The following is a 16680-nucleotide window of genomic DNA, read 5'->3' as shown; positions in this document are numbered from 1 at the left end:
CCCGTTCACCCGTTTGCGCCCGCGTTGTACGTTGTCGACAAGCCGTCAGCGCCGATGGGACACCCGCCGGCCACGTGGCCAGGAGGCATTGTGCTGGAAGCACTGGGCATGACCCCCGATGAAGAACGGGTCTACCGCGCGATCGTCGGCGGCTACCGGACCGCGCCCGACGAGATCGCGGACAAGGCCGGCGTGGGCCGCGACGACGTGGACCCGATCCTGGAGGTCCTGCTGGCGAAGGGGCTCGTCAACAGGACCGACGAGCACTACGTGTCCGCGCCGCCGGACGTCTCGCTCGGCCCGCTGCTGGTGCACGGCCAGGAGAAGCTGGAGGCCGCCAGGGCCGCGGTGTCCCAGCTCGCCGAGGAGTACCGCGGCAGCGCGCGGCGGCGTGACTCCGCGCAGCTCGTCGAGGTCGTCACCGGGGTGGACGCGATCCGGCGGCAGGCCCTCGCCATCCAGCGCGGGGCCCGCGAAGAGTCGCTGTGGTTCTGCCTGGAGGGCAACGTCGCGATGGCGGCGTCGGAGAACGTCGAGGAGGCGCTCGCGCAGGCCCGCGGCGTGCGCTACCGCGTGATCTACGAGACCGGCCTGCTCGAAGAACCCGGCCGGATCGTCAACGTCCTGGAGGGGATCGAAGGTGGCGAGATCGCCCGCTCGATCTCGAAACTCCCGGTGCGCCTGGCCATCTCCGACCGTTCGGTGGCGCTGTGCCCGCTGGTCAGCCACGACAGCACGGGCGAGCCGACCGCCGCGCTCGTCCGGGAGAGCAGCCTGCTGTCCGCGCTGGTCGCGTTGTTCGAGGTCTACTGGGAACGCGCGTCGCCGCTGCGGATCGGCGACACCGCGCCCACGAGCCACCTCGACCCCGACGAGCGGCGGCTGCTGTCCCTGCTCATCGGCGGCGTCAGCGACAAGTCGATCGCGACGCAGCTCGACGTCAGCTACCGGACCGTCCAGCGGCGCCTGCAGGACCTGATGCGCCGGGTCAACGCCCGCACCCGGATGCAGCTGGCCTGGCAGGCCAGCAAACTCGGCTGGCTGGACGAGCCGAGCCCCGGGCACCTCCTGCCGCGAACCGGCGGAAGGCACCCGGAGCCCTTGAGCGAAACCGGCTAGCGCAGCCCGTACGCCCGCGTCACCGTCTGGTCGACGGTGTCGCCCGCGGTGTCGGTGGCCTGCACCCGCAACGCGACGTACTTGTTCGTGGCCCCGAGCGACGGGTGGTCGATCGTGGCCTCGTAGGACTTCCCGGTGCGCTTGACGTCGACGGCGCGCCAGGTCCTGCCGTCGTCGTAGGACGCCCAGGCCTTCACCGCCCGCACGTCCGGCGCGGCCATCCCGTCCTGGAACCGCGCGCTCAGGCCGATCCTGGCCTTCCGACCGGCCAGGAGCCGGTTGCCGGAGTCGGCGTCCACCGCGTAGTCCAGCTGCAGCAACGGAAGCAGCGCCGGTGCCGCCGACCGGGCCGAGCGGAACGTCCACGACGTCTGGGTGCTGGTGCCGAACAGCCACTCCGGTGAGTCGCGCCGCACCGACAGGTCGAGCCGGTAGGTCGCCGGGTCCGCGCCGGCGGGGAAGGTACCGAACGCGTACGGCTGCTCCGACACGAGCTTGCCGTCACGGAACAGTTTCGCCGACGTGGTCGCCGGGGCGGCCTGGTCGTCGCCTTCGTTGAAACCGTAGTGCCCGGCCTGGCTGTCGACGAACTCCGGGATCCGGATCCGCAGGTTGTCGCCCTCGCGGGTCGAGTCCAAACCGGGCACGCCCCGCGGGATGGCGGGCCGCACGACCGGCGCGAACCAGTCCTCGGTCAGGTTCTCCTTGCCCGTGTAGGTGCGCGGCGCCGCGGTCATACCGCCGTCGAGCGGCGACATCTCGTCCCACACCAGGCCGTGCTTGACCCGGTGCTGCCACTGGACGTCCCCGGAGCTGACGTACTCCTCCCGCGTCGACGGCGTCGTCACGTACCGCTGGTACTCGTTGACGGCGAAGTCCTGCCACGGCTTCCACGCGAACCGCTGTTCCTTGGCCTCCCCGCCGCTGCCGGTCTGGCGGTAGTGGGTGGTGACGGTCGCGGTGTTCGCCGCGGTGACCCGGTGGACGAGCTTCTCCGGGATCCGGTCGCGCTCGGTCTGCACCACGTCGTAGAGGTACGGACTGACCGCGATCCCTTGCAGGCTCAGGAAAGCCGGGAGGCGTTTGATCTTGCCGAGCAGCGCCACGCCCTCGTCCCGGTCGAGTTGAACGGTCGGGATCCGCAGGAACGGCGCCGCGCTGATCGACGGCACCGCGGCGGTCCCCCAGCCGTCCGGCACGACGATGAAGACGATCGCCGCCCCGGCGTCCGCGGCAGCGCGGGAGACCTCGTCGCGGTTGTAGTCCGCCGGGTCCGGGTCGACGATCGCGGCCTTCCCGCGCACGTTCGCCTTCGTGAAGTCCGCCGGTTTGCCCGCCCCCGCGGAGACGGCCTGCAGCAGCCGCCAGCCGTCCAGCTTAGGCGATCCGGCGAGGTAGCGGGTCGTGAGCGGCGCACGGCCGCCCAGGACGTTCGCCGTCAACGGCGGCGCGATCCGCGACCAGCGGGAGCCGAACTCGAAGGCCCCGGTCGTCACCTTCGGCGTCGGCGTGACCCAGAGTTCGCGGGCGTAGTCGAACTGCATGGCGTAGTTCGCGATCTTGCGCGAGCCGAGTTCCCGGTAGGTGTAGTAGCTCCAGATCCCGGCCTGTTCCGACGGTTTCGGGGTCTCGATCTGCACCTTCACCGCCTTGCGGGCGTCCAGCACGATGGTCGTGTCGCCGGTGATCCGGATCTCCGGCTGGACGACCTGGTAGACGTAGTCACTGCTCGGAACGCCGTTGACCTGCGCGGTCAGGTAGTACACGCCGTCGCCGAGCTCGACCGTCAGGCCGTCGCCGGCCAGCCAGGTGTTCACGTCGAAGCGGTAGTCCTCGCCGTACATCAGCAGCCACGGCGCGACCGTCGGCTTGCCCTGCAGGTCGAGGGCGGTGAGCGTGACCTTGTGCTTCGGCGCGGTCTTGTCGGCGCCGAGCGAGGTGTGCACGACCACGCCGGACGCGGTCGCCGTGAGCCGCCCGCTGTAGGTGCCCGCCGCCAGTTTCGCCGGGTCGCCGGTGATCGTGACGCTCGCCTGACCACCGGCCGGAACGTCCACAGTGGACTTGCCGAGCCGGATCCCGTCGGCGGCGGGGACGCCGGCGAGGGACTTGGCGTCGAGGGCGAGCTTCAGGGACACCGGCGTGGTGCCGACGTTGGTGTAGGTGACCTGCTTGACCACCGGCGCCTGGCCGTCCTCTACGGCGCCGAGGTCGAGCGTGCCGGTGGCGAAGATCTGCTGCTTCACCGCACGGGCGACGTCGACCCGGCCACCGCCCTGCTCGAACACCGAAAGTCCGCCGGCGGTCAGGGAGGTGCTGGCCAGCGCGTCCTTGAGCTGCCGGCCCGTCCAGTCCGGGTGCTGCTGGGCGAGGATCGCCACCGCGCCCGCGACGTGCGGCGTGGCCATCGACGTGCCGGACGCGGCGGTGTAGTGGTCGTCGACGACGTCGCCCATGGCGGTCCCCGCAGCGCGCGCGGCGACGATGCCGACGCCGGGCGCGGTGATGTCGGGCTTGACGGCGTTGTCGCCCAGGCGCGGGCCGCGGCTGGAGAACGGCGCGAGGCTCTCGTCACGGCCGACCGCGCCGACGGTCAGCGCGGCCGCGGCGGTGCCCGGCGAGCCGATCGTGTACGCGCCCAGTTCGCCGTCGTTGCCGCCGGCCACCACGAAGAGCGTGCCGGTCTGCGCGCTGAGCGCCTCGAGACCGAGGCTGAGCTCGTCGGTGCCGTCGGTCGGACCGCCGCCGAGGCTCATGTTGACCGCCTTGGCCCCGGAGTGCGCCGCCCACTCCATCCCGGCGAGGACCCAGGACTCGTAGCCGAAGCCGTCGTCGTCGAGCACCTTGCCGACGAGCAGTTTCGCGCCCGGCGCGGCGCCCTTGAGCCGCCCGCCCGAGGCGGCGCCGGAGCCCGCGATCGTCGAGGCGACGTGCGTGCCGTGGCCGAAGTGGTCGGTGGTGTCGGGGCTGGTCGTGAAGTTGACCGCCTCCTTCACGCGCCCGGCCAGGTCGGGGTGGGTGGGGTCGTAGCCGGTGTCGAGCACCGCGACCGTGGTGCCGGTGCCGTCGTAGCCCGCGGCCCACGCCTCGGGGGCGCCGATCTGCGGGACGCTCCGGTCGAGGGAGGCACGGACCTTGCGGTCCAGGGAGATCCGTTCGATCGCGTTGCCCGCCGACGACGTCCAGAACGCGGTGGCGTCGGCCTTGCTGGCCCGCGCGGAACGGCCGTTGACGCTGGTCAGCGTCACGCCCAGCTCGGCGGCCGCCGGGGCCGCCTCGGCGGTGCGCAGGTCCGCGCCCTTGCGGTAGGTGAGGATCAGCGGGAGCGTCTTCGACTGCTCGTCGGCGTAACCCTCGGCGATCAGCTCGGTGACGTCGAACAGGGTCCGGTCGACCTGCTTCGAGCCGAGCCGGGGGGCGACGTCCTCGGGGAAGACGCTGAGGTGGCCGTCGACCTCCTGCTGGTGGAACCGGATCTTCTCCCGGCCCGGCGCGGGCTGGACGGTGGCGGCCTGCTTGCCGCCGGGCTGCCGTTCGACCTGGACGACGTCCCCGGTGAGCAGGGTGACCGAATGCCGTTCGACGGCCGCGGGCGCCGGCGCCGCTGTCGGGCCGGGGGCCGCGTCCGCGGCTCCGGCGGTGCCCACGGCCAGGGTGGCGACGCAGGTCAGGACCAGAACACGTGATCTCCAGTGCATCGCACCAGGCTCGCGCCGTGATCGTCATCCGTCACTAGGGCGGCCGCGTCCAAAACACGACACGTCGCATCTTCGTCAGCGGACCACGGGCCACCCGGACGCCGGCCACTGGCCCACGACAATCGCCTGGGTGATCGACCGGTTCTCGCCGAGCCGATCGGGCCGGCAGCCGGAAGAATTCGCAGACGCCTGATCCGCCTCGAACACCGACCGACGAAAGGGCATCCGCATGAGGCTTCGCCGTCTGCTCGTCCTGCTGGCGCTGGTCGCGCCGGCCACGCTGGCCACAGCCCCTGCCGCGTCGGCGGTGATCGGCGGCTCGGTCAGCACCAGCGGGCCGTGGGCGGTGCGGATGCTCGTCGACGGCAAGGGCGAGTGCACCGGAACCGCGATCACGCGCGAATGGATCATCAGCGCGTCGCACTGCTTCTTCGAACAGGCCGAGGCCATCGCGGACACCCGCATCGAGTTCCACGTCGGCCGCCTGGACCAGCGGAAAGGCACCGTGGTCCGGCCGGTGCCCGGCAGCAGGCAGGGCAGCGCGGACGCCGACATGATGCTGATCAAGGTGCCGCCGATGACCGTCACCCCGGCGAAACTGCCCATCACGGGCCCGGTGCGTCCCGGGCGGCACGTCCGGCAGTACGGCTGGGGCGCCACCTGCCAGGGCGACGAGAACTCCTGCCAGTCGGACGTGCTCAAGCAGTCGCTCCTGCGGGTCCTGGCCGCCGACGACCCGCGCTGCGACGGCTTCGCCGTCCCGGGCGGAACCGACTTCTGCACCACGAGCGTCACCGGTATCCCGGCCGGCGGCGACTCCGGCGGCCCGGTCATGGGCACCGGCGCCGCGGCGGGCACGCTCGTCGGGGTCTTCGACACCTCCGACCGCGACACCATGGCCGGTGCCGGCGACGTCTTCCGGCAGCTGAGCTGGATCCGCCGGGTCATCGGCTGACCGGCCACGCACCGTCCTAAGAGGACGCTGTCACTTCGGCGCGCGGTACGGGCGCTCGTAGTCGGTCCGGTCGTGGAACTTGGTGATGTCCCCCTTGCCGTCCTGCTTGAGCCGCGGGTACTCCGTCACGTCGAACACGTTGTCCGAGCGCCGGAACGGGTAGACGTCGTGGCCCTTGCCCGGGTAGCTGGGGAAGACGACGTGCGTCTTGCCGGCCTCGGAGTTCTTGGCGAAGGTCTCGGAGACGTAGTCCCACTTCTCCTGGACCAGCGGCCGCCGCGGGTCCTTGGGGTCCTTGATCCACCCGGGCATCTTCACGTTGTTGTCCTTGAGGGTGCCTTCGAGGGTGTTGCCGCCGTGCTGCTTCGCGATCTTGGTGGCCTTGTCCTCCATCGACCCGAGGTACTCGTCCGGCTTCTTCCGCCCGGGCACCCGCTCCAGGTGACCGCCGGACCAGAAGAAGTGCTTGTCGGCCTTCAGCATCTTGTCGAGCTCCGGCTTGAACTTCTCGAACTCCTCCTTGCTCATGTTGTCGACGCGGACGGGTGGCTTCCGCGGGCTCTTCCGCGTCGCCGGCTGGGCCGCCTGCTTCTTCTTGTTCCGGTCGCGCAGCCGCTTCGCGCGGTCCTTCACCCGCCCCTTGAAACACCGCTGGGGGGCGAGGCCGAGCGGGTCGCTGTCGAGCAGCGGCTGGTCGACGTAACCGACCGGGTTGGGCGCCGCGGCGAGGCCCAGCGGGTCCTGGCTGAGGTAGCGCGTGGTCCGCGGGTCGTAGTACCGGAAGACGTTGTAGTGCAGGCCGGTCTCCTCGTCACGGCACTGACCGGGGAACGCGAGCGGCATCGCCGCGGTGTCGGCGCCGGCCAGCGGCACACCCCAGAAGCTGCTGCGGTCCTGCCAGACCAGCGTCCCGCGCTCGTCGAGCAGTTCGGTCGGCGTCCCGGCGGGCGAGGTGATCACCACCCGGAACCGGGCCTGTTCGACGACGCCGGCGTGCTCGACCTGCACGACGGGGCGATCGTCGTCGAAGCGCTCCCACGTGAGGATCCGGTGGGACCCGTCCGCCGGGCGGTGCTCCACCTGCTCGACGAGGTTCAGCTCGCTCCACAGGAACCGGACGTCCAGGGCCAGCTCGGGCTCCCCGTCCGGGCCGCTCACCCAGCAGCGCTTGGCGAACCGCCGCCCGATCGGGTCGTAGTGGTAGGTCCAGAGCGCACCGTCGGGCGTGCGCGCGGCACGCAGCCGGTCGAGGTGGTCCCACGTGTAGCCGCACGCCCGGCCGGCGTGGCGCCAGCCGGTGACGCGGCCCTGCTCGTCACCGTCGAAGTGGATGTCCCCGATGCGGGCGAGCCGGTTGCGCTCGTAGCCGCGCGGGCCCGGCGGCGACGGCGTCGTCGCCGAGGTGATGTTGCCCGCGGCGTCGCGGGTGAACCGTTCCGCCACCACCGGCCCGTGCGCCTCGCTGACCCGGCCGGCCGCGTCGTAGGAGAACTGCCACGGCCGGATCGTGTCGTCGACGCCGGCGAGCCTGCCGTCCGGCCGGTAGCGGTAGGTGCGCCGGCCGACCCCGGCGACGTCCTCCTCGGCGAGCCGGTCCTGTTCGTCGAACCGCCGCCGGAGCACCACCGCGCCGTCGACGCTGCGGACGGCTTCCCGCCCGGCGTCGTCGTAGGCGAATTCGACGTCGTGGCCGGCGATCCGCAGCGATCGGGGCCGGCCGGACTCGGTGAAGCGCCACTCACTGTCCACACCGGACGAAGTCCGGCGGATGACGGCGTCGCCCTCGTCGCGCCAGCACACGCCGAGCCCGTTGATCGTGTCGGCGATGACCCGGTCACCGCCGTCGCGGCGGATCTCGACCCGCGACTCGGCGTTCTCGGCGACGACCAGCCGGCCGAGCGCGTCGTACACGTAGGTCGTGACGTCGTCGGGGGTCCGCCGCTCCACGACGTTGCCCTCGAGGTCGTAGTCGTACTCGACGACCTGGCCGGCGCCGGTGGTCATGCGCCGCAGCTGCCCGGCCGCGTCGTGGGCGTAGGTGGTCCGGCGGCCGTCGAAGTCGGTCTCCTCGACGAGCCTGCCGGCGGCGTCGCGGACGTAGCGCCAGATCAGGCCGGCCGGGTTGGTCACCGAGGTGAGCCGCAGCTCCCCGTCGTAGGTGAACAGCGTGCGCGCGCCCGCGGCGTCGGTCTCCTCCAGCACCAGGCCGAACGGGCCGTGCTTGCGGCGCCGAGGCGCACCCGCCGCGTCTCGGTATTCGACGACGTTGCCTTCCGCGTCGTGCACCCACGTCTCGCGGCCGCCGTGCGGGTCGAGCCGCCAGGCGCGCCGGCCGTCGGCGGTCCAGCCGAGCCGCGCGGCCCCGCCGGACGCCGTGTGCGCGAGGCGCGGTCGGCCGTACAGGTCGCGGTCGCCGGGCCGGGCCGCCGGGCCGGTCACGGGCGCGTCCTCGAACGGGTCGGGCGGCTCCAGGACGTCCACCGGTAGCCCGTTGCCGAGCAGCGTGGTGGCCGGGTCGAACTCGGCCACCAGCCGCTCGATCTCGTCGTCGCCTTCGCCGGCCTGCAGCCACACCGCGCCGTCTTCGGCCGGGGTCAGCCGCACGGCGGGCGCGCCGGGGCGGTGGAGGGACACCAGCCCGTCGTCGTCGTACTCGTAGCGGGTCTCGCGGCCCAGTTCGTCCACTTGGGACAGCAGCTCGTCCCGCCGGTTCCACTCGTAGCGCCGGGAGTTGCCCAGCGGGTCGATGCGCTCGATCAGCTGGTGGGCCGCGTTCAGGCGGTAGGTCCAGGTGTGGCCGAGGGCGTCGGTGTGCCGGCTCACGCCGGGTTCGTAGGCGAAAGCCGCGTTGTAGTAACCGTTCGCGCCCACCGCGCGGACGCAGCGCCCGACGTTGTCGTAGACGTAGCGGTACCAGGTGCCGACCCGGTCCTGCCAGCCGACGAGCCGGTGGTCGAAGTCGTGGTCGAGCGCCATCGAGCGGCCCGCGAAGTCCGTCACCGAGCTCAGCTGGGTGAGCCGGTTGTACGCGAACCGCACCACCGGCGGCTGCCCCGGCGCCCCCAGCGCGACGATCCGGCCCCGCGCGGTGCTGACCACGATCTCGACGCCGCCGGGCCGGCGCAGCCTCATGGGCGAACCGTCGGCGGCGTAGTCGATTTCGGTGCGCTCGCCGTCCTGCTCGATGGCCGTGACCGGGAGAACGCCGCCGGTACCGGAGAAATGCAGTTCGCGGCGGCCCACCGAAAGCCGGAAACCCTGTGGCACACGGCGCAGCCGGTGCCGCGGACCCTGCACCGGCAGCACGGGCTCGTCGCCCGGCACGGGGTACTCCAGCACCATGCCGTCTTCGGCGTAGAAGCGGCCCGGTTCGCGTCGAGCTCCAGCCGCTGGTCCCAAGTGGACGTCCACGATGGACCGAACCACCGGCCGGCCCGGTAGGACGACAGGTGCGTGCGGGAGAGCTCCAGGTCCGCGACCTCGCCGGGCAGGGTGGCGTCGACCTGGGTCATCACGACCTCGCCCGTCGCGACGTCGATCGGGTCACCGCAGTAGTTCTTCGACTTGTCGGCCGCCGAACGGTCGGGGTTGTCCTTCTTCCTGGTGTCGTTGCCCTTGCCACCTTTGCCGCCGCTGTTCCCGGCGCCGCTGGGGTTCGTCTGGTCGCTGTCGTTCTTGTGGCCGCCCTTGTCCGCGCCGCTGTCACCACCCTTGTGGCCGTCGCCGCCCTTGCCGTCGCCGTGGCCCGCGCTCGAGGTGGAGGTGCTGTCGTCGTCGTGCGGCTTGTCCTTCTTGGCGTCGGGGCCGCCGTCACCCTTCTTGCCGCCGGGCTTCTCCTTGATGGGCCGCGGGGCGTCCACCTTGCCGGGCTTGATCTTGCGCAGCGCCTTGGCGGCGTCGTCGAACAGCGTCCCGGCCTTCTTGAGCAGCGGCACGAGGGCCTTGAGCGCCTTGACGAGCTTCTTGACCAGGTCGGCGATCTTCGACGCGGTCTTGGCGACCGCGGCCACGACCTGCGGCACCACCCAGGTCAGGCCGATGCCGAGGGTGAACACCACCTGCAGCGCCCAGCTGATGAGGTGGCCGACGAGCTCGGCGATGATGTCGCGGACGAGCATCCGGACAGCGGCGACGACCTCACCGGCCGTCTTGACGCCGCTGGAGGCCCCTTCGCAGCCCTTCTGGGCGGCGGTGAGGATGTCGACCGTGTCGGCGGCCCGCTGGCGGTACTGGTCGGCGGCGTTCCCGCTCCAGGACTGCAGGTCGGCCTTGACCATGTCGGTCAGGTCCGTGCCGACGGCCCCGAGCTCCTCGGCGACGTTCGCCCACGTCTGGGACTGGGCCTTGATCTGGTCGGCGTCCCCGGTCAGGGCGTCGAGCGCCGCGGAGAGCGGGCCGACGTGTTCCAGCAGCCACCCGACCCCCGCGGCGAGGATCGACCCGAAGGGATCCATGGCCATGGACAACGCGTCGAGCGCGACCCCGACGGCCCCCATCGCGACCGAGGCCCAGTCGCCGCTCTCGATCCCCTGCTTGAGATCGTTCGCGGACTCCAGCAGCGGCACCCCGGAAATGGCCGTGGTGGAATCTTCGCGCTGAGCTACCAGCGGGTTCGCCATGGCGTCGGTTCCTTCTCGCGGTTCACTCGATGACCGCCGCAACCCCCGGCATCCACCGTGACGACGTCGCGCACACAGGTGCCGCTGACGACTCTCGTGACCGGGCAGCGTCGATCCCCCACCGGGTGATCGTAGCGAGTCTTCACGGCCAACCGGGGGTGAACAGCGCGGAAACTGCGCGGAAGTCCGACGGGAAGAGCCCGTTCGCACCAGCACGTTCCGTGACTTCGGATGTCGACGTCGATCGTGGCCGCACTGCTATTGCAGCGATTTCTTCTGCACGGAAATCTCGGCGCGAACACCCCCCTGCAGCGTGACCGTGAGTGATCGGGAGCGCACGGGCGAGGTAGCGGCCCGTAGCCGCAATGTGACACTTACCCTTTTCAGTGCACAGGCTGCGATGTACCATCGGATTTGATCAAGCCGACGGAATCGGGGCCCGGACGGCACAATCTCCTGGACGGTGCGCCCGTCCACTCCCATGCCGAGGTGTCGGACCCATGAGGTCGGTAGTCGGCCGCGCGCTGCGCGGATTCTTCGTCGCCGTTGTGCTGGTCGCCGGCAGTGTGAGCACGGCAGGAGCGGTGACCGCGCCCGCCGACAGCCAGAAAGAGGCGGCGCGCACCCCGCTCGCCGACGTCGCCAAGACGCCGGAACCGCAGGTCCCGGAGAAATCCTGGCAGGTCGACGGCAACGGCACGTTCACCGACGACATCGCGATCCGCGTCCCGGCCTTCCACAACATCACCCCGGAACTTTCGCTGGCCTACGATTCCTCCGCGCGCAACGGGCTGGCCGGGGTCGGCTGGACGCTCAACGGCCCGAGCGAGATCGAGCGGGCCGGCAGCGGCAAGGGCGCGCCCCGGTACGACGGCTCGGACGGCTACCTCCTAGACGGCGAGGAGCTCGTGCCCTGCGCCGCCGGCAGTGTGAGCCCGAGCTGCACCTCCGGTGGCACGCACTCGACCAAGAACGAGTCCTTCGGAAGGGTCGCGCTGACCGGCACCGGCGCCGCCAGCCGGTGGACCTTGACCGCGAAGGACGGCGTCAAGCGCGTCTACGCGCCGGTGCTGTCCGCCGCGACCGATCTCGTCTACCGGTGGGGCCTCAGCCAGGTCGTCGACACCAAGAACAACACGGTCTCCTACAACTGGGCGGTCAACCAGTTCGAGTGCTGCTGGGAGTACCTCGACTCGGTCACCTACAACCAGGCCACGATCAAGTTCCAGTACGAGAAGCGCACCGACACCGACCTCGAGGCGATGGGCAACGGCGGCCTCCGGACCGTCCAAGGGCGCATCAAAACCGTCGACGTGAGCGTGGCCGGCAGCCGGGTCCGCGCGTACAAACTGACCTACGCCACCAGTGACGCGACAGGACGGTCGCTCCTGTCGGCCGTGCAGCAGTTCGGCACCGACGCCGTGCTGGACGCCACCGGCACCGTCACCGGCGGCACCGCGATGCCGGCCGTCTCGGCGACCTACCAGGCCGGCGCGCCCGCGTTCGTCTCCGGCAACGACAACAAGGCGTTCACCGGGAACAACAACACCGCCAAGAACTTCCCGATGGACATCAACGGCGACGGCAAGACCGACATGCTCGAGCTGTGGCCGAACTTCGGTTCCTACCAACGCAAGACGTGGCTCTCCAACGGCACCGACTTCACGCTCGCGTCGACGGAGGGCGCGACGTCGCTCAACCAGAACGCGCGCTACCTGCCCGGCGACTTCACCGGTGACGGGAAGTCCGACCTGCTGGAGTTCTCCCCCTCCGGCCTCGGCATGGCGCGGCAGCTGTGGGTGTCCACCGGCACCGGCTTCACGGCGGGCTCGACCGGCGCGGCCCAGGGCCGCAACGACGCGAACTCGCGCTTCCTCCCGATGGACGTCAACGGCGACGGCAAGACCGACGTCCTCGAGCTGTACTCCTGCGGCATCTTCCCGGTGAACTTCTGCCGCGCGACCTGGCTCTCGGACGGCACCACCTTCACGCTCGCCTCCAACGACGCCGGCATCGGGATGAGCGCGGATCGGCAGTTCGAGGCCGCCGACGTGAACGGCGACGGCAAGTCCGACTTCATCGAGCTGCTGCCCGCGCTCTTCGGCGCCGGTACGCGGCACATCTGGCTGTCCACCGGCACGGGCTTCGTCTCCGGGGCGACCGACGGCGGCATCTCCTGGAGCCAGCCGGACGCCGAGGGCGCGGGCAGCCGGTTCCTGATCATGGACGTCAACGACGACGACAAGGCCGACATGGTCGAGCTCTACCCGGCGTTCGGCACGTACACCCGCCGGACCTGGCTCTCCACCGGCTACGGCTACAAGCTGGGCGCCACCGACACGAGCATGAGCTACAGCACGGCGTCCAAGCAGCTCGTGATGGACGTCAACGGCGACCACCGGATGGACATGGTCACCCTCTCCCCCGGATTCCTGGGGGCCTCGACGAAGCGCGACATCTGGCTGTCCACCGGCACCGGCTTCGCGCCCGGCGCGAGCGACCCGACGATGGGCACCTACACCTGCAGCAAAGGCAACTGCACCGCCGACTTCCTCGAGATGGACGTCAACGGCGACATGCGCACGGAGATGGTGGAGCTCTACAACACCAACTTCGGCCTCAACAAGGGGCGCCACATCTGGAACATGGGTGGTGCGGCGACCGACGTCCTGACGTCCCGCACCAACGAGTGGGGCGCCAAGACGACGGTGAGCTACAAGCCGTCCTCCGCGTGGGCGAACACGAACAACCCGCCGCTGACCCAGACGGTGGCCGCGGTGACCGACGACGCCGGCCCGGGCGGCGCCGCGACCACGAACTACAGCTACTCGGGCGGGACCTACTACCACCCGGAGCGCACGTTCCTCGGGTTCCGCACGCAGCGGGAGACCAAGCCCTGCAACGCGGGTGAGACGGCGTGCCCGTACACCGACACGACCCTTCCGCCAGGACCTCGCCGCGATCGGCCGGCCGGAGCGCGTCGAGAACCACGAAGGTGATGGCGCGCTGCTGAGCGCGACGGTCACCGAATACGCCACCAACGGCACGACCGTGCCGAGGACGGTGCTGCCGACCGGCACCTGGGAGTACGCGTACAGCGGCCGGAGCGCGGTCTGCCCCGGAGCGGACTGCAAGCGCACCCACACGAGCCTGGCGTACAACGCCTACGGCGAGGTGGTGACCCGGATCGAGCACGGCGACGAAGAGCAGCCGGGCGACGAGCGCACGACGGTGACCACGTTCGTGCCCAACACGGCCGCCTACATCGTGGACAAACCCGCCGCGGTGAAGGTCGTCGCCGGCGTCGGCGCCGGCGGGACCAGGCTCAGCGAGACCCGCACCGGCTACGACGGCGTGAAGGCCTGGGACCAGGCCCCGGCGGCCGGCTTCGAGACGACGTCCGCGCGGTGGCTCTCGACCACGGACGCGTTCGTCGAGACCGGCAAGGAGTACGACGCCTGGGGCAACCTCACCGCGGAGATCGACCCGGTCGGCGCGCGCACCACGCTCGGCTACGACCCGGCCTACCACGTGTTCCAGACCTCGGAGACCAACGCGCTGTCCCAGACGGTCGACGCGACGTGGGACGCCGGCTGCGGCACGCCGACCCGGGTGAACGACCTCAACAAGCAGCCGACCACGCTCACCTACGACCCACTGTGCCGGGTGGTCGAGACCACCCAGCCCGGCGGCAAGTTCGAACGCCACAAGTGGGTGAACGTCGGCGATCCGGCCGGGCAGTACGAGCAGGTCGAGAAGCCGGCCGCGGACGGCACGAGCGCTCCGCAGTGGAGCCGCCGCTACGTCGACGGTCTGCAGCGCCCGTACCGCACCGCGGCGAAGGGCCCGGACGCCGCGACCGGCGACATCTACGTCGACACGGCGTACAACGCCCGCGGCCAGGTCGCGTCGAAGACCGCGCCCTACTACCGCGTGGCGGGCCAGGCGCAGCCGGCGACCTACGCGACGACCACCGCCTACGACGGACTCGACCGGTCGACCAGGACCACACTGCCGGACGGCGCGACCCAGACCGAGAGCTACGGCCCGTGGTCGACCACCACCACCGACGAGAGCGGCCACACCACGACCGACCGCACGGACGCGTACGGCAAGCGCGTCGAGCGCCAGCAGGTGGTCGGCGGCCAGCCCAGTACCGCGCGGTACGTCTACGACCTGCGCGGCAACCTCGCGCAGTCGACCGACCCGGCCGGGTACGTCATCACCTACACCACCGACTCGTTCGGCCGGCAGACGAAGGTGGCGGATCCGGACAAGGGCGCCACCACCTACGAGTGGGACGCCGCCGGCCGGGCGACCGCGCAGACCGACGCGAACAACCACCGCACGACCTTCACCAACGACCTGCTGGGGCGCGAGACCGGCAAGACGTCCGACGCGGGCACCGCGGCCGCCGCGACGGTGTCCTGGACCTACGACCAGGTCCAGGACGGCTTCTACAACGTCGGCAAGGTCACCTCGAACGCCGACGCGGCCGGCACCAGGACGTTCGGCTACGACGCCCTCGGCCACGTCGTCAAGACGGTGCGCACCGTGGGCGGCACGGCCTACGAGTTCCGGTACGGCTTCGACACGGGCGACCGGAAGCTGTGGACCACCTACCCCGACGGTGACACGCAGGGCACCGCGGCGGCGCCGCTGCGCTACGACAGCGCGGGCCGGCTCGCGGCGATCCCCGGCTACGTCACCTCGGCGACCTACAACGCCGACGGCAAGGTGACCACGATCGCCAACGCCAACGGCACCGTGACCACCCGCCCGCACGACGGCGCCCGCGGCTGGCTCACCGGCATCAAGACGACGTCGGGCGCCGACGTCGTCCAGGACAACGCGTTCACCCGCGACGCGAGCGGCAAGATCACGAAGGTCACCAGCCCGTTCCCCGACGAGAGCTGGACCTACGCCTACGACGAGGCCGACCAGCTCACCAGCGCGACCGCGGACGCCGGCACGGCGAACAACCAGTCCGTGTCCTACGACGCGGCCGGCAACATCGCCGCGAACTCCCGGACCGGTGACTACACCTACGACCCGGCGCACCCGCACGCGGTGAGAACCGCCGGCTCGAACAGCTACACCTACGACGCGGCGGGCAACATGACCTCCGGGGCCGGCCGCACCCTGACCTGGAACGGTGACGGCCTGCTGGCCTCGGTCGTCAAGAACGGCGTCACCGCCACCTTCACCTACGACGCCGACGGCGCCCGCCTCCAGCAGGTCGAGGGCAGCTCCACGCGCCGCTACCTCGGTGCCGACTACGAGGTCGACGTCACCGCCGGCACGACCACCAAGTACATCTCGATCGACGGAACGCCCGTGGCCCGGGTCGACGGCGGGACGAAGTACTGGGTGCACACCGACGTCCAGGGCTCGATCCAGGCCGAGACCAACGCCGCCGGCGTCGAGGTCCACCGCAAGAAGTACCGGCCCTTCGGCGAGGTCCTGTCGACCGGCGGATCGCTGCCCTTCGAGTCGCGCGGCTTCACCGCCGAACGCCAGGACTCGACCGGGCTGGTGTACCTCAACGCCCGCTACTACGACCCGCAGCTGGGCCGGTTCATCTCGCCCGACCCCACCATCGACGGCGAGGACACCGTCGGCCTCAACCGGTACGCCTACGCCGCGAACGACCCGGTGAACCAGACCGACCACACCGGCCTCTCGTGCCAGACGTCCGCCGGCAAGAAGTGCGACGCCAAGGACGAGGTGAAGATCAGCCGGTCGGAGATCATCGACCGCGCGCAGAACTGGGTCGATCACAAGCCCGGGCCGTACTACGACCCGGAGAACCTCGCACCCGGTGACACCGGTTTCTCACCCGGACCGGGCGACGGGCGCTCGTACCGCCGCGACTGCTCCGGTTACGTCTCGATGGCGTGGCACCTCAGCTGGAGCGCGAGCACCTGGACCCTGCCGGACTACTCACACGAGATCAGCCGCGACGACCTCAGGCCCGGAGACATCCTCAACTCGGCCGAGCACCACGTGGTCCTCTTCCACCGGTGGATCGACAACAAGGGGAACTTCGAGTACTACTCGTTCGGCTCCACTCCGGTGAAGCACAGCACGGCCAACATCAACGATCGGACCCTGGACAGTCACCCGAACAGCGAGTACCGGGCGTGGCGCTACGACAACGTCATCGAGGACGACCCCACCGTCCAGGCTCCCGTCGCCCACTCGCCGTTCTCCTAGTACCGCGACGCGGTCCGGCGGCTAAGATCCGACACCACGGTCAGAGGAGACCCTTCCTGTCACTGGTCACCAC

6 protein-coding genes and 1 pseudogene are annotated in these 16680 nt (G+C 70.8%); 4 read left to right on the top strand and 3 right to left on the bottom strand.

The window, feature by feature from the left end:
- The first annotated feature begins 54 nt into the window (after positions 1–54).
- Entirely contained in the window at positions 55–1119 is a 1065-nt protein-coding gene (locus OHS58_RS06740; protein WP_328647548.1) for a helix-turn-helix domain-containing protein, read from the top strand.
- On the opposite strand, the gene OHS58_RS06735 is transcribed toward OHS58_RS06740, so the two are convergent.
- Positions 1116–4817 (bottom strand): S8 family serine peptidase, encoded by a 3702-nt coding sequence (locus tag OHS58_RS06735; RefSeq protein WP_328647547.1) that lies wholly within the window; start codon positions 4815–4817, stop codon positions 1116–1118. The genes OHS58_RS06740 and OHS58_RS06735 overlap by 4 nt on opposite strands.
- Before the next feature lie 229 nt (positions 4818–5046).
- Here OHS58_RS06735 and OHS58_RS06730 point away from each other — a divergent pair, with 229 nt between their 5' ends.
- A complete protein-coding gene (locus OHS58_RS06730; RefSeq protein ID WP_328647546.1) occupies positions 5047–5772 on the top strand; it encodes a S1 family peptidase in 726 nt (241 codons plus the stop codon).
- 30 nt (positions 5773–5802) lie between these two features.
- On the opposite strand, the gene OHS58_RS06725 is transcribed toward OHS58_RS06730, so the two are convergent.
- Positions 5803–9114, bottom strand: coding sequence for an RHS repeat domain-containing protein (locus OHS58_RS06725; RefSeq protein ID WP_442875523.1), 3312 nt, complete (start codon positions 9112–9114; stop codon positions 5803–5805).
- 32 nt (positions 9115–9146) lie between these two features.
- Positions 9147–10391: pseudogene (locus OHS58_RS06720) on the bottom strand (DUF6531 domain-containing protein); the annotation flags it as partial.
- A gap of 500 nt (positions 10392–10891) precedes the next feature.
- On the opposite strand from OHS58_RS06720, the gene OHS58_RS06715 reads away from it, so the two are divergent.
- Positions 10892–13390: a toxin TcdB middle/N-terminal domain-containing protein gene (locus OHS58_RS06715; protein ID WP_328647544.1), complete on the top strand. Its 2499-nt coding sequence runs from the start codon at positions 10892–10894 to the stop codon at positions 13388–13390.
- Entirely contained in the window at positions 13299–16607 is a 3309-nt protein-coding gene (locus OHS58_RS06710) for an RHS repeat domain-containing protein (protein WP_328647543.1), read from the top strand. Before OHS58_RS06715 ends, OHS58_RS06710 begins: the two co-directional genes overlap by 92 nt.
- Positions 16608–16680: the final 73 nt, after the last annotated feature.

It is taken from the genome of Amycolatopsis sp. NBC_00348, assembly GCF_036114655.1.
In the GTDB taxonomy this organism is placed as follows: Bacteria; Actinomycetota; Actinomycetes; order Mycobacteriales; family Pseudonocardiaceae; genus Amycolatopsis.
This window is presented reverse-complemented; position numbering and strand designations above follow the sequence as displayed.